Consider the following 25,931-nt stretch of genomic DNA (forward strand, 5'->3'; position numbering starts at 1 on the left):
AATTTAATTTATTCCAATTTTTTTATTGTTAATTGTTAATCGTTAATTGTTAGTTGATTATAGAAAGGATAGGTGAAACGATGAAAAAAGAAAATCCAGTTCAATTATTGAGTAAGAAATATACAGTTAAAGAAGAAATTGCAAATGGAATTACTCATGGATTAGGAGTATTATTTGGTATTGCATCTTTAATTGTATTACTAGTAATTTCTATAAGGAAGGGAGATAATATATCAATTGTTGCATTTAGCATATATGGTGCATGTTTGACTTTGATGTATTTATCATCAACATTATATCATAGTATACCTAACGAAAAAGCAAAGAAAATACTTCGTGTATTTGACCACTCCTCTATATTTTTATTTATAGCTGGAACCTACACTCCTATTGCACTTCTTACTATGAAAGGAGCTTTAAGGATTGGTATACTAGTTGCTGTATGGTCTATAGCAGTATTTGGTGTTGCATTTAAAATTTTTACCTTTGGAAAATTTGATAGATTTAAGGCATTGTCATTGAGTCTATATATAGGTATGGGATGGATAGCAGTATTCACTATAAAACCAATTATTAGAATGACCTCTGTAGGATTTTTTATTTGGATATTAGGAGGAGGACTTTTATATACTTTAGGAACTATATTCTATAGTATTAAAAAGATTCCTTATCACCATGCTATATGGCATTTATTTGTATTAGCAGCATCGGTAGTTCATTTTGTAGGGATAATACTATATTTGACTTAGAATATAATGAACAATTAAAATAAAAGCAGGATGAGTCTTGAATACCTAAAATAAGTAATGTTTTTAAAAGGGGTTTATCATGATAAAAGTTCTTATAGTAGATGATCAAAGTTTAATACGAGAAGGCCTTACGATGATGCTGAGTCTTTATGATACTATAACTTTAGTAGGTGAAGCTACTAATGGTAAAGAGGCCATAGAATTAATAGATAGAATACAAGTTGATTTAATATTAATGGATATACGAATGCCCATTATGAACGGAGTAGAGGCTACGAAAATAATTAAAGAAAAACATCATGATATAAAAGTATTAATACTAACAACTTTCAATGAAGATGAGTATATCTTTGAAGGTTTGAAAAATGGTGCAGATGGTTATTTACTCAAAGATATATCGTCTCAGGATTTGGTGAAGGCTATAAAAACAGTATATGAAGGAAACGTACTGTTACAACCAGATGTAGCTAAGAAGATGTTAGGGGCTATGACGTATAATAATGCTGCACAAGGCAATCTAGATAAACATATATTTAAAGAGTTAACTAAAAAAGAATATGAAATAGCACTATTAATTGGAGAGGGAAAATCTAATAAAGAAATAGCAAATATCCTATATATAACAGAAGGAACTGTTAAAAATCATATAACAAAAATATTAGATAAGTTAGACTTGAGAGATAGAACTCAATTGGCAGTATTAATTAAAGACTAAAAACTGTGATTAACAATCACAGTTTTTTTTTAATCTATAGGAGAGCTACCACTTATTTTTGATTTTTTAAAAATAGATAATTTCAATGGTTCAAAAAAGCTGTCTTAATAATGCTTCAATAGAAGTTTTTGTTACTTTAGTCATGAAAAAACATGACCTTTAATATTACCTTAGCTAGATTTTTTATATTGAAAATTCTTATATATTTAAGGTAAGAATATTTAGGGGGTTATGCCGTGAAAGAGCTAAGAAAGGTTATCTATTTCATATCTTTTCCGTTGTCCTTTATAGGATTTATATTTCCTATTTATGCTTCTTCTATAGGAGCAAACATTATTCAAATAGCATATCTTTATTCCATATTTTCAATAATCAGTATAATAATACGGCCAATGGTTGGAAATTTAATAGATAAGAGAGGAAGAAGAATAGGGATATTAATAGGTACTATACTTTATACAATAGTGAATATATTTTTTATATTAGCTAAGGATTTTAAGTATCTATTGATAGGGAGAATAATTCAATCTTTAGGGGCTTCATTTCTATGGATAAGTGTAGATACTTTTATCTCCGATATTAGTGATGAGACTAATAGAGGTAAAAATTTTGGTTTATTAAATCAATTTATGGCTAAAGGTGAATGGGTGGGTAGTATTATTGGGTTTACTATTCTATACAATAATTTTACTGATAATCCATTTAAATTAATATTTACTATCTTTCTAATTACTAGTTCCATATCTGTCTACTATACAATTAAAAAAGTTCCGGAGACTATTAATCTTAAAAAGGAATATAAAGCAGGTAATATTAAAGATAAGAAACAATTAAAATATTTCCTGGGAATAATGGGGATTCTTTCATTTATAACTAGCTTAACTGCACCAATATATCTTATATATCTACAAGAAAATATTACAAAAGATATTGGTCTAATATCCTTCTTGTTTATTCCAGCATCTATATTGGCACTTTTTCTGCCAAATATATTCGGAAGTTTCTCTGATAAATATGGCAGAGAGAAGATAGTTATAGCTGGTATGTTCATAAATGCTATACTTCAAATATTTATACCATTTAATAAAGAATATTATAGTTTTATGATTCTTTATACATTGATTTCTATCGTTGTAATGTTTTATAGTCCAGCATTTTCTTCATTGATCATTGATTTTGTAGGAGAAAATAAAAGAGGAAGATCCTATGGTTTATATAGCTTTGCAAGTGGAATAGGGGGAGCAATAGGATATATGGCTGGTTCTTATATATATGAAAATATAGGAAATGATATTTTATTTTACACTAAAGGAATACTTTTAGTTGTAATGACTTTATTTATTTGCTATCTTTATATTAAGAATATAAGAATGAATAGAAAAATGGAGATAACTAGAATAGAACAATGAGGTAGTATAGATGAAGAATATTTATAAATACAATAATTATTTATATAGAGTATTGCAGACTTCCATAGGACTTGATATTATTTATCGATGCAAAGATAATATTACTGCTTTACTAATTTCTTTTGGGCTATTTTTAGTAATAGTAATCAATGACCATCTAAGGAGAAAATACTTTTATAGAAGTGTAAAGAAGTATTATTCATCCATATTTATATCTATGGCAATAAGCCTAATGTTGGCTTTGAAAATAAGTGGATATATAGAAATATATTTATACATGATTTTATATGAACTAATTCTATATACAGAAGGAAAAATCTCAAGGTTATTTATATCACTGGAGATCATATTTATTCTAACTCTAATTCTGCTTAGCACAATATCTGGTGAAGATATAGGTTCAATAGAATTTTGGAAAGAGAATATATTAGATGTTATTATGGTACTGATGAGTTTATTTTTCTATTCAGTAAGTTTATTTGGATATAAAGTTTTGAGAAAAGAAAAAAGAGAAGTAGAGAGGTTGAATAAAGAATTAGAATTATCCTATAACAAATTAAAAGAACAATCAGAAAGAATAGAGGAATTAACTATAGCTAAAGAGAGAAATAGAGTGGCTGGAGAAATCCATGATAATTTAGGTCATAGCCTTATAGCTTTAAATATGAATCTAGATGTGGCAGAAAAAATTATAGAAAAAGATATTATTAGAGCTAAAGAATTAATCGACAAATCTCAGATATTAACTAAGGAAAGTATGGAAAGTCTGAGAAAGGCTGTTTATGCTTTAAAAGATGAAAGAAATAGAACTTTGCTAGACTCCATAGAGAAAATTGTTGATAATATTGAAAATGCAGGAGAAGTTAGTGTAATATTAAATATAGATGAGAAGGTGGAGGAATTGCTGCCAGAATATAAAGATATTATATATACCTCTATAAAAGAAGCTTTAACTAATAGTATAAAACATGGTAGGGCAGATAAAATCAATATAGATATAAAATTAGATGAAGATGAGGTAAGAGTTGGAATTAGTGATAATGGGCTAGGATGTGTAAATTTGATTAAAGGTAATGGATTAATGGGGATAGAGAATAAGGTAAAAGCTTTTGGTGGGAAAATAATTTATAATAGAGAGGAAAAACAAGGATTTAATTTAGGTTTAATCTTTAAATTAAATTATATAGAATGTACTAATGAGGAAGGAAAATAAAATGACTAATATAAAAACAAATGCTATGCGTATTTTAGAACAGATGAAAATAGATTATAATGCTATCACCTATAGTAATAATGATGGAAAAATTGATGGTATTTCAGTTTCTGAGAAGATTGATAGAGAACTGAAATTTGTTTACAAGACATTAGTAGTCCAAGGTCATAGCAAGAATATTTATGTGTTTCTTTTACCAGTTGCAGAGGAATTGGATTTAAAAAAGGCTGCAAAAATTGCGGGAGAAAAAAGTATTGAAATGATACCAGTTAAAGATATATCAAAAATTACAGGATATATAAGAGGTGGATGTTCTCCAATAGGGATGAAGAAAATTTATAAGACATTTATAGATAAATCTGCTTTAGAGATAGATAAGATTATTGTAAGTGGAGGAAAGATAGGAGTTCAAATAGAATTGGAAACATCCAAATTAATTGAAGTCTGCCATGGTGAAGTCGGAGGTTTTACTATTATAAAATAACTATTATTTTTGGTGAATGGAAAGACTACAAGAAACTCTATATTAATTTCTAACGGTTAAGAAGGATATTTTCTTAACTGTTTTTATAACTCTTTGATCTTGGACCTATCAAATAATTATTTTATTTATTTAATGCATATATTATAAATTACATATTATGGTATAATGAATCTGCATTAGTATTAGTAATTTTTTCGAAAGGAGTGGACGATATGAGAAAAATAAATGTTAATTCAATCAGCTAGCCATTGGAGGAATTACATTTTAACTAAATGTACTTAACCCATTGGCAAAACTTAAAAAACTATTTGGGGGTATTTTAATGTCAATGGAAAAATCTATAACAGATAAAAGTATATTCAATTGGATAGAAGAAAAATTAGCACCTATATACTGCACATCAGAGGAATTCATTTATAATGAAATGGAATCTCAGTCAGGGTATAGTTTGCCAATCATCTATAAGCCTTTTGATGTAACAAAAAAATCCCATTGGGATGATAGGGGACGTATGTATGATTTTCTTTATTCAATTAAGGGAGAAGGAAAAAAATTATTAGACTTTGGACCCGGTGATGGATGGCCTTCATTAATTGTGGCACCTTATGCCAAAGAAGTAATAGGAGTAGATTCATCGGAGAAAAGAATATCAGTCTGTAAAGATAATGCTAAAAGTCTGGGAATTACAAATGCTGAATTTATATTCTATAATTCAGAAGATAGATTACCATTTGAAGATAATACTTTTGATGGAATAATGGCAGCCTCATCTATAGAACAGACACCTAATCCAAAGAAAACCATAGGAGAATTATATAGGATATTGAAGCCTGGCAGAAGTATAAGAATTTACTATGAAGCATTAAGTAGATATAAAGATGGATTTGAAAATGATATATGGATAGAAAAGTTAAATAAAGAAAGCTGTAAACTAATTATATTTGACAGAAATATTAAGGAAGAATATGTAATACAATATGGATTGACTATTGCTATGTCTGTGGAAGAATTGATTAGCAAGTTGAATAACAATACTGATTTTTCACAGATAACCATTTCTTTCTTAGAAGAGATTAAACCTAAGGTTACAAATGCTTTAGTCTTAAGAACGATTCATCCTTCTGGTAAGACATATATAAAATGGTTTAGGGAAGCAGGGTTTAGAGAAGTAATACCTACTTATTCTGGTGGTATAGCTGCTAGCAAATTATATGATTTATATAAAGAAGAATTACCTAATTCTTTAGAACTAGTCGATGAAGCAATTAAAAAAACTGTAAAGATAGTAATAGATTTAAAAGCACCTATTGAAATGGACCCAATGATTATAGCAGTAAAATAAGACATAAGCTAGACAAGGGAGATGAGATGTCTCCCTGTTTAGCTATTTTGCTAGTTGCAATAATTTTGTAAGGAGATAATAGGATGATAAAAGCAAAAGATGAATTTAAAATTTCACTACCTCAAATTCCAGCAAGGTTAGAAAACTTAGATATAACTGACAAGGATATTCAAGATGAGGACTCTTTTAATATGGCTACTATCAGTGATTGTTATATAGAAGAGCAAAGGGCAGAGAAAGTAATATTTGAGAAAATTATATTTAGAAATGTTATATTTGAAGATATATTTTTTAAGAACCTTGAGCTAACGGATGTTAAGTTTATTAATTGTGACTTATCTAATATAGATTTAAGTGGGGCAATTATACATAGAGTAGAGTTTATGGATTGTAAAATGATGGGGATAAAATTAATTGAAGGAACTATTAGAAACGTAAGATTTAATAATTGCAATTTATCCTATGCCAATTTTAGATTTTCTAATATCAAACAGGTAATTTTTATGAATTGCTTATTAAGAAATGGAGATTTTCAAAGTGTTGAACTCTTGAAAGTTAAATTTGATGAAAGTGATATGAAACAAATACAAATGAGTGGAACAAAGTTAAAGGACATAGATTTAAGTACTTGTGATATAGAAGGAATAGGTATAAGAATAGAAGAATTATATGGAGCAATAGTCTCAAATATACAAGTAATTGATTTTGCTAAGTTACTAGGACTTGTGATTAAGGATGAATAAAAAGGGGAAATAAGTGATGAAGATAGATAGACTGCTTTCTATTATAGTTATACTACTTAATAAAGATAATATAACTGCTAAGGAGCTGGCTAATAGGTTTGAAGTTTCTGTAAGGACTATATATAGAGATATAGAGACTATTAACTTAGCGGGGATTCCCATAGTGTCTAGCCAAGGGAGAGATGGAGGATTTAGAATTTTAGATAACTATAGGATGAGCCATCAGTTGCTAACATTAGATGATATGACTTCAATCATTATTGCATTAAAAAACATAGGCAATTTCTCAGAAAATGAAAATATTGACATAACAATTGATAAAATAAGCAATATTGTACCTAAAGATAAGAAGCAAGAGTTTGATTATTATTTTAATGAATTAATAATATGTGATCTGCCATGGGGATATAGAGCTAACTCGAGAGATAAAGAAAAATATAGAATCATATATGAAGCAATAAGGGAAGAAAGGCTAGTAAATATAGAATATAGAGATCCATATGGGAAGATAACAGAAAGAAAAATAGAACCTATGAGTCTTGTTTTAAAAGGACTTAATTGGTATGTTTTTTCATATTGCAATTCAAGAAATGATTATAGATTTTTTCGGCTTTCCAGAATACATAAAATCAATATATTAGAAAAAAGATTTAATCGTAGAGATATTTCTTATGAAGAGTTTAAAAAGCAAAATACTTATATAAATAATATGGTAGAATTAGTTTTAAGGTTTTCTCCTGAAGTGCAGCAAAGAGTTGATGAATTTTTCTATGAAGAAAATATTATAATAGATGAAAAGGGATATACAGTAGTTAGGATTTCATTTCCAGAGGATGAATGGGTTTATTCTATGATATTAAGCTATGGTGAATATGTAGAAGTTCTTGAGCCCCATTATATTAAAGATATAATCAAGAAGAAAGCACAAAAGATTTATGAAAAGTATTAAATATGACATACTGTTGTCAAAAGATAGTGATATTATAGGATAAAACAATAAAAGACAAGGGGGAAAATCTTATGAAACAAGAGTATTGTCAAAGTTGTGGAATGCCAATGGAAGATGTTAACCTTTATGGTACAGAAAAGGATGGAAGTAAAAGCCAAGATTACTGCACATATTGTTATGAAGATGGAAATTTTAGCAAACCTGATGAGACAATGGAAGAAATGATAGAAACTTGTGTACCTTTTATGAAAGAAAATGGAATGGATGAAGAAGAAGCAAGAAAATTATTAAATGACTCTCTTCCACATTTGAAACGTTGGAAAAAATAAAATGGTTTTTAATTTTAATTCTCCTATTTAGCAAATGTGCTGGATAGGAGAGTTTTTCATTGGCTTATCTATATAGGAATAGATATTAATTAGGAGGATAGTTAGTCTAAAATGAAATATATAGATGCTAAAACAATAATTACACATAATAAATATCCAAATGCATGGTTTGGGAATAAATATAATATGAATATTTATCGTGGGTGTAGTCATGGATGTATTTACTGTGATTCTAGATCTGATTGTTATCAGATAGAAAACTTTGATGAGATTGTAGCAAAGAAAGATGCTCTCATAATAATAGAAAAAGAATTAAGAAGTAAAAGAAATACTGGTATTGTAGGTACTGGTTCTATGAGTGATCCATACAATCCTTTAGAAAAGAAATATAATTTAACTAGAGGTGCATTAGAACTTGTAAATTCATGCGGTTTTGGCATTGGTATTACGACTAAATCAGATATTATAATTAGAGATATTGATATTTTAAAAGATATTAATAAACATTCACCAGTATGTATTGGTATTACTATAACGGCGGGAGAAGATTATTTATCACAAAATATAGAACCCTTAGCACCCTCTTCTTCAAGACGATTTGATGCTCTAGCTAAGTTATCTAAGAATGGAATATATACAGGAATTTTAATGATGCCTATTTTACCATTTATATCTGATAATGAAGAAAATATTATTTCTATTGTAAAAAAAGGAGCAGATTGTGGTATTAAATATATTTATCCAGCATTTGGAGTTACTTTACGCTCGGGGAACAGGGAATATTTTTATCACAAGCTTAATCAAACTTATCCAGGAGTTAGTGAAAGATATAAAATGAGTTTTGGATATTCCTATGAATGTTTGTCACCAAACTATAAAGAATTATGGAAAATCTTTAAAAAAGAGTGTGATAAATATAATATTGTTTATAAAATGTCTGATATTATAAAGGGTGCAGAGAAAAGCAGCCAAACTAAGCAATTATCGATGTTTAGTTGATTACCAAAAAAATTGGGATTTGCAGATTAGATAGCTAATAAAACTTTAAAAGTTTCTCTTATATAACAAATATATTACATAAGAGTTTTTTCGTTGACTTTGCTCCCTTACTCTGATAAAATCATCCTTACGTCTAAAAAATAGAGAGGAGGGTTTTATATGGTTATTGTAGCAAATGAGCTGTCAAAAGGATATAAGATATCCCAAAGAAGCCCAGGTATAGTAGGTGGACTAAAGAGCATTATACACAGGGAGTATAAGGAAATAACTGCTCTGGACAAGATATCCTTTGAAGTAGTGAGAGGAGAGTTGGTAGGATATATTGGACCAAATGGAGCTGGTAAATCTACTACAATTAAAATACTATCAGGTATTTTAACACCAGATTCAGGAGAATGTAAAGTTCTTGGAAAAGTTCCATATAAGGAAAGGATAGATTATGTAAAGGATATAGGGGTAGTTTTCGGTCAGAGAACTCAACTATGGTGGGATTTACCTGTAATTGATTCCTTTGAATTACTGAAGGATATCTACAAAATTCCTTTAGGAGACTATTTAAAGATTAAAAAAGAGCTGGTAGAATGGCTCAGCCTAGAGAACTTTATAAATACTCCAGTAAGGCAGCTAAGCTTAGGTCAGAAAATGCGATGTGAGCTAGCAGCATCACTTCTTCATTCCCCAAAAATACTTTTCCTTGATGAACCTACTATAGGGTTGGATGCTATATCTAAATTAGCTGTTAGAGAATTTATAAAAAAGCTGAACAAGGAAAGAGGAGTTACAGTCATACTTACGACCCATGATATGGATGATATCGAAACTCTATGCAATAGAGTAATCATAATAGGGAAGGGAAAAATCCTTTTAGATGGTTCCTTGCAATCCCTTAGAAACACAGTATCTAAAGACAGAAGATTGATTTTAGACTTTGATGAAGGAATAAATGGCTTTTCAATAGTGGGAGCAACTCCCATAAGTCAAGAGAATAATAGGCTTGTAATTGATTTTAATCCTGATATAATCACACCTGCAGATCTAATAACTACTTTATCCACTAAATATAAAATAAAAGATATATTAATAGAGAACCCTCCCATTGAAGAAATTATTGCCAAGCTCTATGGAGAATTTAACATATGAAGGCATTTATATCTATTATAAAAATTAGATTTAATCTATTATTGCAATACAAAGTTGCTGCTATAGCAGGTATGACTACTCAATTTTTCTTTGGGATGATTATGGTCATGGTATTATATGGGTTTTATAGTTCCTCAGGTGGAGAGATGCCTATTAATCGTGAGGTAGCTATTACCTATATATGGATAGGTCAAGCTATGCTTGGAATGTTACCATGGAATGGTGATAGTGAAATACAAAATCTAATAAGCACAGGGAACGTAACCTACGAACTTATTAGACCAATGAATTTATATAATTATTGGTTCGCAAGAGCCTTTGCTTTAAGAACTGCGCCAACTCTACTTAAATCCATTCCTTTATTTATTATAGCTTTATTATTACCAAAAGATTATAGAATGGAATTACCACCAAATGCTTTGGCTACTATAGGGTGGGCAGTAACCACCTTTGGTGCTCTTATGATTTCTTGCACCATAACTAATATAATTAATATGACTACTCTTTATTCTCTGTCAGGAGATGGAATACAAAGACTATTAGCAACCATCGTCACAATATGTTCTGGTATGATAGTACCATTACCACTTTTTCCAGATAAGTTCAAACAAGTATTAAATTACTTACCCTTTAGCGGATTAGTAGATATCCCAGCTAGATTTTTTACTGGAGAAATACCTTTTAGTCAGTTGCTTGGACATTTTTTATTTCAGTGCATATGGGCATTTGTACTATATTTATTAGGCCAATGGATTTTAAATAAAAAAATAAAAGACTTGATAGTACAAGGAGGCTAGAGTATGGATAGTATAAAATTATATTTTAAGTATATTAAACTAAGTATAGAATCTCAGCTTCAATATAAGGCCTCCTTTATTATGATGTCTATTGGTCATTTCTTAATAACTTTTATTGAATTTCTCGGTGTATGGGTATTGTTTGAAAGATTTGGTAGTATTAAAGGTTTTACTTTTGAAGAAGCCGCCTTATTCTATGGAATAGTTCATATTGCCTTTTCCATTACAGAAGGTTGGACTAGAGGATTTGATACTTTTCCTAGACTAGTCAGATTAGGAGATTTTGATAGGATATTACTTAGACCAAGGACTACAGTATTACAGATTCTAGGACATGATTTTCAGATAATGAGAATAGGTAGATTTGTTCAAGGTCTTGTAGTGCTTATATGGGCTATATTTAGATTAAAGATAGAATGGACTCTAGGGAAAATCTTATTATTGATAGGATCTATTATTGGAGGAAATTTTCTATTTTCAGGTCTTATAGTACTTCAAGCTACCTTATCTTTTTGGTCTGTACAGAGTCTAGAAATAGTAAATTCCTTTACCTATGGTGGAGTTCAAGCAGCACAATACCCCATTTCTATATATAAACCTTGGTTTAGAAAAATACTTATATATGTTATACCATTAGCTACAGTGAATTATTTTCCTGCTATGAGTATATTAGGAAAGTCTCAATTATTAAACTATCCTATTTGGATAGGGTGGGTTTCTCCATTCATTGGGTTCATGTTCTTTATATTTTCTATATTAATATGGAGAATTGGAGTAAAGCATTATACCTCTACTGGAAGTTAAAAGTAACAGGAGTTGTATCTAACAACTCCTGTTACTTTTTTATTCTCTAAATCTATATCCAATACCACTCACTGTATCAATATAATGTTTTTGTTTTTTAGTATCTCCTAGCTTTTTCCTGATAGAAGATATATGCATATCTACAACTCTAGTATCTGGGCTATAATCCAGTCCTCCAATTTTATCTAATATAGTTTGCCTATGTATAACTTTACCAGGATTTGAAGCTAATAAATATAGTATTTCAAATTCCTTGAAGGAAAAGTTAATGACTTCATTATTCTTTTTTATTATTCTCTTATTTACGTTTATTTCCAAATCATGAAAAGCTATTATAGGACCAGTTTTATCTTCAATAGCCTGAGATCTTCTTATAGAAGCATTTAATCTAGCTATTAATTCCCTATGATGGAATGGCTTTGTTATATAATCATCTGCACCCATTTCAAGTCCAAGGATAGTATCTAATTTATCATGGTTTACTGTAACTATTAAGATGGCAATATTTTTATGTATTGGGTGATTTCTAATGTATTTTAATATTTCAAACCCACTAGTGTCTGGCAGGGCTAAATCCAGTATAGCAGCAACAATTTTATTATTCATCAATGATTCTATAGACTCTGCCCCATTAGTTGCTTTTAATACAGAAAAACCATATTTATTTAATATTGCATTAAAAAGCTTCATACTTATAATATCATCTTCAACCACTAAGACTTGATTGCCCATAATTTGTCTCCTTACTAATATAGTTTAGATAATGTACTTCTTACAATTATAGTTTAAACTAAGAGAAAAATATTTTCTATCATAGATAAATATATACATTGTATCATATAAAGAGAATTTAATACAAATAATTCCGATAATAACATAAAATGGAAGGTGAGGAGAGATTGGATACTAAAAAGACAGAAAAGTGTGTATTTAAAAATATTAGAGAGATGGACAAAATAGAAGACCAGTTACATAGTATACATCCCTTGTTGGAGTATATGTTTGAAAATGCTACAGAAGGGATGTGTATTATAGATGATAATCGTAGGATAATAAAGGTTAATAGTAAATTATTAAAGATATTAGATGTTAATGAAGATAAGATATTGGATAAAAAATGTTATGAAATTAACTCTCATATTATCTGTGATTTAAAAGAATGTCCATTAGAGAGAATGAAAAAAGGAGAACATTACATTACTTATGAAATCAAAAAAAGATTAATGGATAGGGAAATTTTTTTACTTATTACAGCAACTCGACTATTTGCTATTGATAAAGAATTAAGGGGAACTGTGTTACGACTGAAAGATATAACAGTATTCAAAGAGCAAGAAAAATCTATAAAAAAACATCTGAACTTATTAAAACATACAATAGATTCTATTCAAGATATAATAGCTATAATTAAACCAGATTTAACTGTAGAACTACTAAATAAAGAAGGATATAAATTTTTTGATTCTAATCAGAATAACGTTATAGATAAAAAGTGGAATCAACTTATTGAAGAAAAACTAGGAAAAGAAGGATTATTAAATTATCAAGCAGCTAGTTGTAAAGACAGATTTATCAGGAAAAAGTATTTTCCTAAAATTGATAAGTATATGGATTGGTACAGCAAATTAATTTTTGATGAAAAGGGTAATGTAAAATTTATTATTGAAAGGTTAGTTGATATAACAACATCTGTAAAACATGAAGAAGAGCTAAATCAAGATAAAGGGTTAAATATACTACAGAATGAATTTTTAAGAGACATAAGTCATGAAATACGTACACCAATGAATGGAATTATTGGTCTGGTAGAATTATTAGGAGACACACCGTTAAACGATACACAAAGAGAATATATTGATATGTTAAGATTTACAACTGATAGGTTTCTTTCTCTTGTAAATGACATATTAGATCTATCTAAGATACAAGCTGGGAAGTTTGAGCCTATAAATGATAAATTTAATATTTTAAAACTACTCAAAGATATTACACATTATTTTAAATTGCAGGCAAATAAAAAGGGATTAGACTTTCATTATAAAATAAATGATAATATGCCCCATAGTATAATTGGCGATATGGATAGATTAAGTCAAGTCCTATTTAATATCATTGGAAACTCTATAAAATTTACCGAAAAAGGATATATTAGTCTAGAATTGGAAGTGTGTTATGAAGATGATGAACAAATAGATATTCTTTTTAGTGTAAAGGATACAGGAATAGGTATACCTAGTGAGAATATAGATACAGTTTTTGAAAGCTTTAATCAAGTAAATCTGAAAGCTTCAAGAGAATATGGAGGTACAGGTTTAGGACTTGCTATTTCTAAGAAACTTGTAGAGCTCATGGGAGGAGAAATAAAAGTAAAATCACAGCAAGGTAAAGGAAGTGTATTTTCTTTCAACTTAAAATTTTTAAAAGATGATTATAAAGGTTTAGATAAGAAATCCTTAAATTTAAAAGAAAGTTCTATAGAAAATATTTTATTTTATGGAATTCGTATTTTGGTTGCAGAAGATGATATTGTGAATCAAAGAATAATAAAAAGTATATTGGATAAAAAAAAGTGTATAGTGAGCATAGTTTCAAATGGCAAAGACACATTGGAATATTGGCAAAATAACGATGTTGATTTAATACTAATGGATATTGAAATGCCAGTGATGAACGGATTTGAAATAGTAAAAGAAATTAGAGAAAGAGAATTGGTAACAGGTAAGTATACCCCTATAATTGCATTAACTGGAGCTACGATGAGAGAAGATAGAGAGAAATGTTTAAAAATGGGAATGGATGGATATATATCAAAACCTATAAGAATAGATAGAATTTATCAAGCAATAAATAGTGTATTGAGAAAGTATAGAAAAATAGAAAGTTTAAGTATAAGGCAGTTTCTTGAGAGGGTAGATGGAGATAAAGAAGTTTTGACGGAAATAATAGAAGATATAATATCTGATGATTATGAGAAAGAATACTTAGGAAATATAGAAACATGTATAGAGCAAGGAAATTTAGAGGCTTTAAGTAAGAATATTCATAAATTTAAGGGAAGTATATCAAATTTTGACGCATATAATGCTATTAATATTCTAGAAACAATGGGTGAGAATATAAAATCTAGAAATCTATATATAATAAGGCATTTATTTAAAGAATTAAAAAATGAATTTTTTGATATTAAATGTGAGCTTAAAGAATATAAAAGAAAATTCCTAAACAACCTATAAATATAGGTTGTTTTTTACAAAAAAATTACATAATCTCCTATGGAATTTACAACGATTATATATAATAATTTTCAATAACGTCGAAGGCTGTTGTCTTTTGTAATATTATATAAAAATTTTAAGACTAATAATATAAATAAAAGCTTTGAAAAAGTTTTTCAATATGGTTTAAAGAATCTAGAGAATAAGGAGTTCACAAAAATATTATGGGAAGATATACTCTATGATAATTCCTATAGTTTTAGAGAAACTATAGAAACTGTGGCATGGGGATATTTAATTAGTAGATTCGTGGAAAAGATAAAATTTAAGAATTATTGGTTAAAAGTAAAAAATATTTATGATTTATATTATTTAAAAATTAAAATGGAGGTGTTATAAGTGAAAAGTATAAAAACAAAACTTATTATTTATTTTTCTGCATTGATTTTACTATCATCTATTGCATTAGGAGCAATTTCTATTATATATTCTAGTATAACCTTAACGGGAGAGGCAGAAAAAACTCTTATTGCCCTAACGGCAGAAGGGGCTAGGGTGACAGACAGTAGAATTGAGACTCAAATGCGAACATTAGAAGCTATAGCAAATATGGCAGATATAGGAAGTATGGATTGGACGTTACAAAGGCCTATTTTGGAAGAACAATTAAAAAGAACTAATTTTCTTGACTTTGGAGTAGTGAATCTAACAGGAAATATCTATTATGCAGATGGTACAATTTCTAAGTTTGGAGATAGAGAATATATAGAGAAGGTCTTAAAAGGTGAGGATAATATATCAGATTTAACGATTAGTAGTGTGACAGGCAAGCCTGTTTTTATGTATGGGACTCCTATAGAAAAAGATGGCAAAATAGTTGGTGCTTTAATAGGCAGTAGAGATGGATATGCTTTGAGTGATATAATAGATGAAACTGGCTATGGTGAAAGTGGTTATGCATATATGATTAATGACATTGGAACCACAGTTGCTCATCCTGATAGAGATATGGTATTGAGACAACAAAATATTATAGAAGAAGCAAAGAGTGATGAAAGTCTAGCATCAGCAGCGGAACTATTTAAAAAGATTTTAGTAGAAAAAAATGGCGTTTCAGATTATTCACTTAATAATCAAGATTTATATGCTGCATATGCACCAATAGAAGGAACTAACTGGATATTAGTTATTACGGCAAATATAGATGAGGTATTGTCTGCTATTCCACCAATGCGTAATAGCATCTTAATAGCAGCAGCAATTAGCTTAATCGTTAGTATGGCTATTACATATTTAGTAGGGAATTCAATTTCAAAACCTATTATTCAAGTGGTAAGATATTCAGAAAATATAGCCAATCTTGATATTAGGGAAAGTGTTTCCCAAGATTTTCTTAATAAAAAAGATGAAATTGGAATATTAGCAAAATCATTTCAAAGTATAACTGATAATCTTAGAGATATTATTAAAGAGGTTAATTATTCTTCAGAGCAAGTAACTTCTACTTCGGAAGAACTGACAGCTACTACACAGCAATCGGCTGCTGCTGCAGAAGAAATAGCAAGAACAGCAGATGAGATATCAAAAGGTGCAGCTGAACAAGCGCAGAATACTGAGGGAGGATCTTCAAAGGCTGTTTTATTAGGGCAGATTATCGAAAAAGACATAGGATATATGAAAAACTTGAACACTGTTTCAAATAAGATTACGGAAGTAGTTAATGAAGGATTAAAAGAAATTCAAAACCTATATGAAATAACTGAAGAAAGTAACAGTGCAACGGGAGAAATCAATGAGGTTATATTAAAAACAAATGAGAGCTCTATTAAAATAGGACAGGCTAGTAATGTAATAGCATCAATAGCAGAACAAACTAACTTATTGGCTTTAAATGCAGCAATAGAAGCAGCAAGAGCTGGAGAATCAGGAAGAGGATTTGCAGTTGTAGCAGAAGAGATTAGAAAATTAGCAGAAGAATCCACAGAGTCTACAAAGTCTATTGACCAGATAGTTAATGAATTACAGGATAATGCACAAAATGTTGTAAAGACAATGGAGAGAGTATCAGCCATATCTCATGAGCAAACAAAGAGTGTAATTAACAGTAAAGATAAATATATATTAATCGCAGAAGCTATGGAGGAGGCAGAAAAAGCAGTTTTAAAATTAAATGATTCGGGGTTAGATATGGAAAGAATGAAAAATGAAATACTTCACACCCTTGAAAATCTATCAGCTATTGCACAAGAAAATTCAGCTGCAACAGAGGAAGTAACAGCATCTATAGAAGAACAAACGGCTTCAATAGAAGAAATTGCAAGTGCCAGTGAGGGATTAGCAAACTTAGCACAAGATTTACAATCAATTATTAAGAAGTTTAGAGTTTAAGATAAAAGCTCCTATGTTTAATTAAATGACTTAAACATAGGAGCTTTTGTAACCAGTGAGAAAATAAATATAACTTTCTATAGATGGATTTCATAAAATGCTTTTTCAATATATGAATGTTTAAATGAAGGCTTTTTATATAAATCTATCTAATTATCTTGAATAATCTTTAACTTTAATGTAAAATTACTTAGAGTTACTAAATAGAGTAACTATTAATCAACTAGGAGAGGCTAATATGAGTAAAAATATTAATTTAACAGAAGGTAATATTTCCAGTACCCTTACTAAACTAGCATTACCTATTATGGGTACATCTTTTATACAGATGATGTATAATTTAACAGATATGATGTGGCTAGGGCGACTTAGTACTAAGGCTGTAGCTGGTGCAGGTACAGTGGGGTTTTTTATGTGGTTTGGGATGTCATTAGTGCTGATTTCTTCAATAGGAGTGAGTGTAGGAGTATCTCAGGCTTATGGAAGGGAAGATATGGAGGATGCTAGGGAATATATATCTAGTGGAATAAAGCTAGACATACTTATAGGTATCATATATTCATTATTATTACTAATCTTTAGACATCAGGTGATTGGATTTTTTAATTTGGGTGACGCAGAGACTATTCAATTAGCCACAGATTATTTAACAATTATAGCTTGTGGATTTATATTTCACTTTATTAACCCAATATATTCAGCAGTATTTAATGCATCAGGTAATAGTATTACACCTTTTATTATAAATACTATGGGGTTAGTTACTAATATAGTTTTAGATCCTATTTTAATCTTTGGTATAGGACCTTTTCCTGAAATGGGGATAAAGGGAGCGGCATTAGCTACTGTACTTGCTCAAGTTGTAGTTACTTCAATATACATAGTAGTATCAAGAAAAAATAAAGAGTTATTTTCCCATTTGCATCTTTTTAAGTTACCAAAGAAAAACTATATTAAAGGAATACTTAAATTAGGTTTTCCTGCGTTTTTACAGTCAGGAGCTCATGCATCAATATCAATGGTTTTGACAAAAATACTAGCAAAATGGGGTCCTACTCCAGTAGCAGTACAATCTGTAGGCTCTCAAATAGAGTCTATATCTTGGATGACAGCAGAAGGGTTTTCTACTGCAATAGCAGCCTTCGTAGGACAAAATTATGGTGCTAGAAACTATGATAGGGTAAAAGAAGGATATTATAAGGGGCTTAGGATAGTTGGTACTATAGGAATTTTTTCAACTATATTACTTATATTTGCTGGGGAACCTATATTTAGAATATTTACACCAGGAGACGCTACTGCAATAGCTCAAGGAGCCATATATCTAAGAATTTTAGGATTTTCTCAATTTTTTATAACTATTGAAATAGCATCCACAGGAGCATTTAATGGAATTGGTAGAACTCAAATCCCAGCAATAACCGGAATTATATTAAATTCACTAAGGATTCCAGGAGCTTTACTTTTATCCAGTACCATATTAGGAATGACTGGAGTATGGTGGAGTATGAGTATTAGCACTATATTTAAGGGAATTATTTTAACCTCTTTATTTATGTATGTAATAAAAAAGGGATTACATACTAAATAAGTAACAAAAATGGTGCAGCCCTAATCCTAAGCCTATTGATGGGCTAGGACGGCCACCAAGTTTGTTACTTATTATGATCAGTTTACTCTTCGAGCTGCAACTACGTCAACACCAGTACCCAATATATTTTTTATAATGATCTCTCTCTTTTCTATAGGGGCAGATACTTCAGTTACCTTGATAATTTCCATGCATTCATCAACCAAATTTTCGGGAATAACTTCATTAGTTTTAACGGGAAGTCTGCCCATAGGACCATTATTAAGTAACACTCTAGATGTAAGAATTCTTGAAGGTTCTAAGAGTTCATTAATACCATATTCTTTACCTCTATTACATCTATTACCTTCAACTGAAAATTGAGAATCATCATTTTTGGTTATTCTAAGGTCACAGCCCACAGGGCAAACCTTACATTTTTTTTCAACTATGTTCATAATAGGACCTCCATGATAAATTAACATAATCATTATAACATATTATGGTGGATGTAGTATATTTAATAAAAGGAGATGATTTAATGGATGTTTTGCAGGCTATAATGACTAGAAGAAGTATACGAAAATTTACAGGAGAAGTAATTACAGAAGAACAATTAGATACATTGCTTAGAGCGGGATTTCAAGCACCTTCTGCTCATAATATTCAACCTTGGCATTTTGTAGTAGTTAGAAATAAGGAATTACTTGAAAAAATATCAGATTTTCACAAGTATGCAAAGATGCTACCTAGTGCTGGATGTGGAATAATAGTTTGTGGTGATGAAGAAAAACAGTCAAATAGAGGGTTTTTGGTAGAGGATTGTTCTGCCGCCATACAAAACATGCTTTTAGCCGCTCACGGCATAGGATTAGGTGCAGTATGGTGTGGCCTATATGATTCTGGAAATCTAGTTGAGGTTATGAAGGATGTACTAGAGTTACCTAATAATATTATACCTATAGGTATGGTAGTAGTAGGAAATAAAGAGAAAGATATGGAACAAACAAATAGATATGATGATAATAAAATACACTATGATAAATGGTAGATAAAAAATGAGTATATGTATATAATAGAGCATAAGTATAATTAATATACCTAGATAATATTATTATAAGGGGTTTTGTTATGATATCTAGAACCGAAATAGTTACAAGGCTGTTGCTGTCTGCTATAATAGGTGGATTTATAGGCACTGAAAGAGAGGTTAACAATAGGCCAGCAGGATTAAGAACACATATACTAGTTACATTAGGATCCACCTTAGTTATGCTTGTTTCCATTGATGGATTTCAATCTGCAGATCCTTCTAGATTAGCAGCACAGGTTGTTAGTGGAATAGGTTTCCTTGGGGCGGGAACTATTATGAGAACAGGTAATAATATCAGTGGACTTACTACTGCTGCCAGTTTATGGGTATGCGCTGGAATTGGCTTAGCGGTTGGAGCAGGATATTATCTAGGAGCTATAGTTACTACTGCCATAGTCCTTGCTACTTTAATGAGTTTAGGTATATTTGAAAAAAGGATATTAAGGAAAAAATATCAGGCTATTGAAGTAATAGCCACAAATAGACCAGGGATTATAGGGCAAATAGGAGTTTTATTCGGAAAACACTATGTTTCTATTAAAGATATAACCATTTTAAATAATGACAATGAATATGACGAAGATAGCGGGATTATGGAAATTCGATTTCTAATCAAGACACCTAATAATTTTAATATAAATAACTTATATAAAGAAATCTATCAGATTCATGGTATTATTAGCGTTAGCTTTGAAGGTAATATTATACCGCATAATAAAGATATAGATTTTTAATTAATATAGTTATTGTATAATATAAGATAATGTCGTATAGAAAGTATTAAGGAACTAGGAGTTGCAAAAATGTATAAAAAAACTATTAAAATTTTAATATTATTACTAGCTACATCCTTGATTTTATTTACAGGAGGATGCAAAAAAGAAAAGATAGTAGAAAAAGAAGAAATAGAAAAAAATGAAGGAGGAAATGATATGACATTAGAGCAGCTAGAGCAACCACAAGAAGGAGAAGAAATTGCAGTTATTACTACAAATTATGGAGAAATAAAAATAAGACTTTTTCCAGAAATAGCACCAAAAGCAGTGGAAAATTTTAAGACTCATGCTAGAGATGGATATTATAATGGTGTTACTTTCCATAGAGTAATGAATGAATTTATGATTCAAGGGGGAGATCCAGATGGTACTGGTAGGGGTGGTCAAAGTATCTGGGGTAAACCTTTTGAAGATGAGTTTAATGTAAATTATAGAAACTTTAGAGGAGCATTATCCATGGCTAATGCTGGGCCTAATACTAATGGGAGTCAATTTTTCATAGTACAAAAAACAGAAACTGAGGAAAACATAATCAAGCAAATGAAAGAAGCAGGTGAACAAAGAGGATATCCAGATGCAGTAATAAATGCTTATGCTGAACTAGGAGGTACCTATTGGCTAGATGGTGCACATACAGTATTTGGTCAAGTATTTGAAGGAATGGATATTGTAGATAAAATAGCTTCTGTAGATGTTGATGCAAACGATAAACCAGTTGAGCCAGTTGTTATGGAGAAGGTGGAAATATTAGAATATAAATAATCAGCAATAAGGGGGAGGATAGCATGAAAGAAAAGGTTGGAAATATTATAAAAGAATTTGTTTTCAGCTATCAAAACAATGAGGATATATCTACAAAGTGGAAAGAACCATTAATTGCTTATGCTGATGCAGATGATATTATGTTTAGTAAATTAAAAGAAGCAGTAAGCGAAACTCATTTATTACCTCATGATTTGCTTGATGATGCAGAAACAGTAATTGCTTATTTTCTTCCCTTTGAAGAATATATACCAAATAGCAATATCGAAAATAGGCACAGCTCTAAGGAATGGGCAACTGCCTACATAGAAACAAATAAAATTATTGCGGAAATAAATAAACATCTAAAAGAGAAACTACAAGAGTCAGGATATAGCCTTGAAGTTGTACCTGCAACACATAATTTTGATACAGAAAAACTAATGAGTGATTGGTCCCATAGGCATGTAGCATATATAGCTGGACTTGGAAAGTTTGGATTAAATAATATGTTGATTACTGAAAAAGGTTGTTGCGGTAGAATAGGCACTGTGGTTACAAATATAAAAATACAGCCGACTACGAGACAAGATAAGGAAAATTGCCTATATAAGCATAATGGCAGCTGCAAGAAATGTGTAGACAGATGTGTAAATAATGCATTGAAACTAGATGAATTCAATAGACATTTATGTTATGAGATGTGTTTAACAAATGGAGAAACCTATAAAGATATGGGATTGGCAGATGTTTGTGGCAAATGTTTGGTTAAATTGCCTTGTTCTTTTAGAAATCCAGTTAAGTAGTTGTTGACAGAGTTATATGAACTAAAAACAAAGCCTATGGGTGAAATTCCATAGGTTTTGTTGTAATATAGATCGTTTTGCCAGTTCAAATTTACAAATAGAAAAACTCCAGAAGAATATGTTAATAAGATATCATCAATAGTACGCAACAAATTAAAATAGGAAGTAAATATTAATAAGGTTTTATTACAAGGGTTAGAACAAAGATTTTAAACCGTAACCTCTATCAGAGTATCAATAAAATATCAAGTAATGAGATAATTTTGGGTATATATTAAAGAGCTTATGTTTAGAGAATGTTCTCAACTTATTTTCTTATAAGATAGCTTTTTGCTAAAAAATAATTGACATGAATAATAAAGATGTGGATTTTCATATAAAGCATATATATGGGGGAGATATATGAGAAACTATAAAATTATAAGAGGTTTATTATTAACTTCAATATGTATAACATTATTGACAGCATGTGAAAAGGAATCAGAAAGTATTTCTCAAATGGAAGAGTCTGAGGTTTATAAAAGTACCTATATAACGCAAGAAAATGATAATAAGAATCAAATTGTGAATCAGAAAGTATATGAAAGTTTTAAGGGGACATGGAGTGAGGAAGGTAAACAGAAAGAAGAAATTTTACATAATGGAGGTAGTTATTTAGAAGTATATGAAATAAATAATAATTTTCTCAAGGGCTCTTATATATCTGTTCAGGAACAATCCCTAAGAATTGCTGAAGTTGATATTGCTGCGGAAATCAATGATTATTACATTTCTGAGAGCTTTTCTGATGATGGATTTGGAAATAGAGGAATCATGCAAATAAGAATGGCAACTGAAGAGGTAAGAGTTGAAATATTATTTGAACATAAAGAAGAAAGTAATTGGTCGATTCAGGATTCAGATTTAGTGCCTATGAATGAAATAAGAAAATATGACGAAGAGGAGCTTGTTTTGTATACGAGTGCAATTAATGATTATAGAGAAAAAATGGGGAAATTTGATGTAGACTATGATAATTTTATTTTTGATACGGATGAAAGAGTATATTCTATGGAGGAAATAGAAGAATTAACAGAGATACAGCGTTCTATTTTTCGAAATGAGATTTATGCAAGGCATGGATATGTATTTGAATTAGAAGTACTTAATCAGTTATTCAAAAAATATAGTTGGTATGTGCCAATGAAGTCACAAAAATTTTTTGATACAAATGATTTTTCAGAGTATGAGCAAGAGAACCTAAATAATATTGTGCAATATTAATATATATTGTTTTGATATAAGAATAATTGTGAAAAAACAACTATAAAAAACGGTGGTCATCTCAGCCAATAGGACTAGGGATACACGTTTTTTATAGTTGTTTTTATTCTACCATCTTTTAAACTTATCTTCTAATATAGCAACTAACTTATACATTACAGCGGATATAATAGCTAATATGAATACACTCATCATTACAATATCCAGCTTAAAGACTTGCCCACCATATACAATTAAATATCCTATGCCTGCTTTCGATACTAAAAACTCTCCTACAATTACTCCTACCCAAGATAAACCAATATTTATTTTTAATGTGCTTATTAGAGCAGGTATAGAAGAAGGTAATACTACTTTTTGTAAAATTTGCAGCTTAGTGGCACCAAAGGTATTTAACAATCTAATTTGATCTTCATCGACAGCTATAAAGCTTGCAAACATATTCATAATAGTGACTACTATTGATACGGTAATAGCTGTGACAATAATACCAGAATAACCTGCTCCAACCCAAATAATTATAATAGGTGCCAAGGCAGTTTTAGGAAGACTATTTAGCATAACTAGATATGGATCTAATACTTTTGCCCAAAAATCTGACCACCAAAGCCCAACGGCAACAACCATGCCTAATAATGTGCCTCCCAAAAAGCCTACTATAGTTTCAAACACTGAAATTCCCACATGATAAAATAGATTTCCTTGCTTAGTATAATTTAAAAATAGTCTCCATATTTGCGATGGGTAACTGGTTAGAAAGGTATCTATCCATTTAAAGTGTGCAGCTATTTCCCATAAACAAAGAATTAAGACTAAAATACTTATTTGAGTTAATAATATATTTCTATTTTTCCTTTTTACACTAATTAGGTAATTCTCGTGCTCTTCAGAAATATTTTTATTAGACATGAACATCCAGCTCCTTCCATATTTTATTGAAATAGTGTCTAAACTCTGGAGCTTCTCTACACTTCAGCGGTGTTCTACATCCATCAGGACAAGTTAGATTTATATCAATTATTTCCTTAATATGTGCAGGTCTCTTTGAAAGAATAACTACCCTATCTGACAAACTAATGGCTTCAGCTATATCATGAGTTATCAATAGACCAGTTTTTTTCTCTCTTTTTAATATAATTCCAATTTCATCTGCTATGGCAAGTCTTGTCTGATAATCTAAAGCAGAAAAAGGTTCATCCAGAAGAAGTAAATCAGGCTCTAGTAAAAGAGTTCTAATAAGAGCAACTCTTTGTCTCATGCCTCCTGATAATTGGCTTGGATAACTATTGATAAAATCACCTAATCCATAATTTTCTAGCATTTCCTTTGCTGCTTTGTAATCTTCAGGAGTTAATTTACCTTGAATCTCCAGTCCAAGTATTACATTTTGCATAATAGTTCTCCACTCTAAGAGTTGATCTTTTTGAAACATATAACCGATATTTCTATTAGATTTAGTTACTTTCTTGCCATTTATCAGGACACTTCCAGTACTTGGCTGGATAAGCCCAGCTATTATTGAAAGTAAGGTAGATTTTCCACATCCACTTGGTCCAACTATTCCAACGATTTCTCCCTCTAATATATTTAAATCTATATTTTTAATAGCTACAGTTTCTCCCTCTAGGCTGTGGTAAGTCATTCCAATATTTTTAATTTCTACTATAATTTTCTCATCCATAGTATCCCTCCCAAAAGTAATATATAGTACTTTATTGTATTCTCAAGGAAAGGAATATGTGAGATTACAAAAAAATATTAATTTTGTAGAAAGTAAGAAAAGATGATATAATATTGCAGTAATAATCTTAAGGGGGAATTATTTTGCATCAGTACAAAGGAAAATTAATTATACATACAGGATCTATGTTTTCTGGCAAAACTTCTAGTCTAGAAAAGGACATAAAAAGATTCAATATAGCAGGATATAAAACTGTAGCTTTCAAGCCGGCAGTAGACACTAGATATCCTAAATCTGAAATAAGAACTCATGATAATACAACATTAAATGCAGTAATGGTAAACAATATATCTGAAATATATGAATACTGCAGGATTCACAATCCAGATGTTATAGCTATAGATGAGGTACAATTTTTAGGTGGTAAAATAGAAGATATAGTGAAAGCTATCACTAAGTTTCTAGAAAAGGATGTAACAGTTGTATTAGCAGGTCTGGATATGGATTTTAGCGGACAGGCATTTGAAATAGTAAAGGAATTAATGCCTATGGCAGATTATCTATATAAACATCATGCAGTATGTGCTAAATGTGGAACAGATGCTTGGGTGAGTCATAGAAAGACTAAAGCACAAGAAAGAATAGTTATAGGAGCAACAGATGAATATGAGCCTCTTTGCAGAAAATGCTTCCTAGAAGAACAAAATGATTAGGTGAGAGAAGAT

Annotated in this window: 26 protein-coding genes; 22 read left to right on the forward strand and 4 right to left on the reverse strand. The window is 30.0% G+C overall.

Annotation, left to right across the window (positions count from 1 at the left end; translation table 11 throughout):
- The first annotated feature begins 80 nt into the window (after positions 1 to 80).
- The 13 genes from RDK80_RS01995 to RDK80_RS02055 all read left to right on the forward strand — a co-directional run bounded on the left by RDK80_RS01995 (position 81) and on the right by RDK80_RS02055 (position 11,673).
- Complete coding sequence (locus RDK80_RS01995) at positions 81 to 749, forward strand: hemolysin III family protein (protein WP_094904119.1); 669 nt, start codon at positions 81 to 83, stop codon at positions 747 to 749.
- Positions 750 to 828: 79 nt separating this feature from the next.
- Complete coding sequence (locus tag RDK80_RS02000; RefSeq protein WP_216559351.1) at positions 829 to 1,464, forward strand: response regulator transcription factor; 636 nt, start codon at positions 829 to 831, stop codon at positions 1,462 to 1,464.
- A 236-nt stretch (positions 1,465 to 1,700) separates the two neighbouring features.
- The gene (locus tag RDK80_RS02005) at positions 1,701 to 2,873 is read left to right on the forward strand and encodes an MFS transporter (RefSeq protein WP_094904120.1); all 1,173 of its coding nucleotides are present in this window, start codon (positions 1,701 to 1,703) and stop codon (positions 2,871 to 2,873) included.
- Between the two features lie 10 nt (positions 2,874 to 2,883).
- On the forward strand, positions 2,884 to 4,086 hold the full coding sequence (locus RDK80_RS02010; protein ID WP_308523341.1) for a sensor histidine kinase: 1,203 nt from the start codon (positions 2,884 to 2,886) through the stop codon (positions 4,084 to 4,086).
- A gap of 1 nt (position 4,087) precedes the next feature.
- Positions 4,088 to 4,570, forward strand: a complete 483-nt coding sequence (gene ybaK / locus RDK80_RS02015; protein WP_094904122.1) for a Cys-tRNA(Pro) deacylase — start codon at positions 4,088 to 4,090, stop codon at positions 4,568 to 4,570.
- Between the two features lie 322 nt (positions 4,571 to 4,892).
- A complete protein-coding gene (locus tag RDK80_RS02020; protein WP_308523342.1) occupies positions 4,893 to 5,912 on the forward strand; it encodes a class I SAM-dependent methyltransferase in 1,020 nt (339 codons plus the stop codon).
- Positions 5,913 to 5,995: 83 nt separating this feature from the next.
- Entirely contained in the window at positions 5,996 to 6,655 is a 660-nt protein-coding gene (locus RDK80_RS02025; RefSeq protein WP_216559345.1) for a pentapeptide repeat-containing protein, read from the forward strand.
- Positions 6,656 to 6,671: 16 nt separating this feature from the next.
- Entirely contained in the window at positions 6,672 to 7,604 is a 933-nt protein-coding gene (locus RDK80_RS02030; protein WP_308523343.1) for a YafY family protein, read from the forward strand.
- A 71-nt stretch (positions 7,605 to 7,675) separates the two neighbouring features.
- The gene (locus RDK80_RS02035) at positions 7,676 to 7,933 is read left to right on the forward strand and encodes a zinc ribbon domain-containing protein (protein ID WP_308523344.1); all 258 of its coding nucleotides are present in this window, start codon (positions 7,676 to 7,678) and stop codon (positions 7,931 to 7,933) included.
- Positions 7,934 to 8,044: 111 nt separating this feature from the next.
- Positions 8,045 to 8,932, forward strand: a complete 888-nt coding sequence (locus RDK80_RS02040; protein WP_308523345.1) for a radical SAM protein — start codon at positions 8,045 to 8,047, stop codon at positions 8,930 to 8,932.
- 159 nt (positions 8,933 to 9,091) lie between these two features.
- Positions 9,092 to 10,072, forward strand: a complete 981-nt coding sequence (locus tag RDK80_RS02045) for an ATP-binding cassette domain-containing protein (RefSeq protein WP_308523346.1) — start codon at positions 9,092 to 9,094, stop codon at positions 10,070 to 10,072.
- On the forward strand, positions 10,069 to 10,869 hold the full coding sequence (locus RDK80_RS02050; protein WP_308523347.1) for an ABC-2 family transporter protein: 801 nt from the start codon (positions 10,069 to 10,071) through the stop codon (positions 10,867 to 10,869). The genes RDK80_RS02045 and RDK80_RS02050 overlap by 4 nt, the downstream gene beginning before the upstream one ends.
- Before the next feature lie 3 nt (positions 10,870 to 10,872).
- Positions 10,873 to 11,673 (forward strand): ABC-2 family transporter protein, encoded by an 801-nt coding sequence (locus tag RDK80_RS02055; protein WP_308523348.1) that lies wholly within the window; start codon positions 10,873 to 10,875, stop codon positions 11,671 to 11,673.
- Between the two features lie 39 nt (positions 11,674 to 11,712).
- Here RDK80_RS02055 and RDK80_RS02060 read toward each other — a convergent pair whose 3' ends face one another.
- Entirely contained in the window at positions 11,713 to 12,405 is a 693-nt protein-coding gene (locus tag RDK80_RS02060) for a response regulator transcription factor (protein WP_216559339.1), read from the reverse strand.
- 167 nt (positions 12,406 to 12,572) lie between these two features.
- Between RDK80_RS02060 and RDK80_RS02065 the strand changes: the two genes are divergently transcribed.
- From RDK80_RS02065 to RDK80_RS02075, 3 genes are all read left to right on the forward strand, one after another.
- The gene (locus RDK80_RS02065) at positions 12,573 to 14,906 is read left to right on the forward strand and encodes a response regulator (RefSeq protein WP_308523349.1); all 2,334 of its coding nucleotides are present in this window, start codon (positions 12,573 to 12,575) and stop codon (positions 14,904 to 14,906) included.
- 381 nt (positions 14,907 to 15,287) lie between these two features.
- Positions 15,288 to 17,276, forward strand: a complete 1,989-nt coding sequence (locus tag RDK80_RS02070) for a methyl-accepting chemotaxis protein (protein ID WP_094904135.1) — start codon at positions 15,288 to 15,290, stop codon at positions 17,274 to 17,276.
- Between the two features lie 238 nt (positions 17,277 to 17,514).
- Positions 17,515 to 18,867 carry an MATE family efflux transporter gene (locus RDK80_RS02075; RefSeq protein ID WP_308523350.1) on the forward strand — a complete coding sequence of 451 codons (1,353 nt, stop codon included), beginning with the start codon at positions 17,515 to 17,517 and terminating at the stop codon, positions 18,865 to 18,867.
- A 77-nt stretch (positions 18,868 to 18,944) separates the two neighbouring features.
- On the opposite strand, the gene RDK80_RS02080 is transcribed toward RDK80_RS02075, so the two are convergent.
- Complete coding sequence (locus RDK80_RS02080; protein WP_308523351.1) at positions 18,945 to 19,304, reverse strand: DUF1667 domain-containing protein; 360 nt, start codon at positions 19,302 to 19,304, stop codon at positions 18,945 to 18,947.
- An 83-nt stretch (positions 19,305 to 19,387) separates the two neighbouring features.
- On the opposite strand from RDK80_RS02080, the gene RDK80_RS02085 reads away from it, so the two are divergent.
- From RDK80_RS02085 to RDK80_RS02105, 5 genes are all read left to right on the forward strand, one after another.
- On the forward strand, positions 19,388 to 19,897 hold the full coding sequence (locus RDK80_RS02085) for a nitroreductase family protein (RefSeq protein ID WP_094904137.1): 510 nt from the start codon (positions 19,388 to 19,390) through the stop codon (positions 19,895 to 19,897).
- Positions 19,898 to 19,977: 80 nt separating this feature from the next.
- Positions 19,978 to 20,673, forward strand: coding sequence for an MgtC/SapB family protein (locus RDK80_RS02090; protein ID WP_094904138.1), 696 nt, complete (start codon positions 19,978 to 19,980; stop codon positions 20,671 to 20,673).
- A gap of 198 nt (positions 20,674 to 20,871) precedes the next feature.
- Entirely contained in the window at positions 20,872 to 21,477 is a 606-nt protein-coding gene (locus tag RDK80_RS02095; protein ID WP_201260060.1) for a peptidylprolyl isomerase, read from the forward strand.
- A 23-nt stretch (positions 21,478 to 21,500) separates the two neighbouring features.
- The gene (locus tag RDK80_RS02100) at positions 21,501 to 22,262 is read left to right on the forward strand and encodes an epoxyqueuosine reductase (protein ID WP_094904140.1); all 762 of its coding nucleotides are present in this window, start codon (positions 21,501 to 21,503) and stop codon (positions 22,260 to 22,262) included.
- A gap of 402 nt (positions 22,263 to 22,664) precedes the next feature.
- Positions 22,665 to 23,525 carry a YARHG domain-containing protein gene (locus RDK80_RS02105; RefSeq protein ID WP_094904141.1) on the forward strand — a complete coding sequence of 287 codons (861 nt, stop codon included), beginning with the start codon at positions 22,665 to 22,667 and terminating at the stop codon, positions 23,523 to 23,525.
- 108 nt (positions 23,526 to 23,633) lie between these two features.
- Here RDK80_RS02105 and RDK80_RS02110 read toward each other — a convergent pair whose 3' ends face one another.
- Both RDK80_RS02110 and RDK80_RS02115 read right to left on the reverse strand, forming a co-directional pair.
- The gene (locus tag RDK80_RS02110) at positions 23,634 to 24,434 is read right to left on the reverse strand and encodes an ABC transporter permease (protein WP_216559325.1); all 801 of its coding nucleotides are present in this window, start codon (positions 24,432 to 24,434) and stop codon (positions 23,634 to 23,636) included.
- The gene (locus RDK80_RS02115) at positions 24,427 to 25,206 is read right to left on the reverse strand and encodes an ABC transporter ATP-binding protein (protein ID WP_216559323.1); all 780 of its coding nucleotides are present in this window, start codon (positions 25,204 to 25,206) and stop codon (positions 24,427 to 24,429) included. The genes RDK80_RS02110 and RDK80_RS02115 overlap by 8 nt, the downstream gene beginning before the upstream one ends.
- Before the next feature lie 143 nt (positions 25,207 to 25,349).
- On the opposite strand from RDK80_RS02115, the gene RDK80_RS02120 reads away from it, so the two are divergent.
- Positions 25,350 to 25,919 (forward strand): thymidine kinase, encoded by a 570-nt coding sequence (locus RDK80_RS02120; RefSeq protein WP_094900440.1) that lies wholly within the window; start codon positions 25,350 to 25,352, stop codon positions 25,917 to 25,919.
- The last annotated feature ends 12 nt before the right edge of the window (positions 25,920 to 25,931 follow it).

The sequence above is a fragment of the uncultured Tissierella sp. genome, from assembly GCF_902479755.1.
In the GTDB taxonomy this organism is placed as follows: domain Bacteria; phylum Bacillota; class Clostridia; order Tissierellales; family Tissierellaceae; genus Tissierella; species Tissierella carlieri.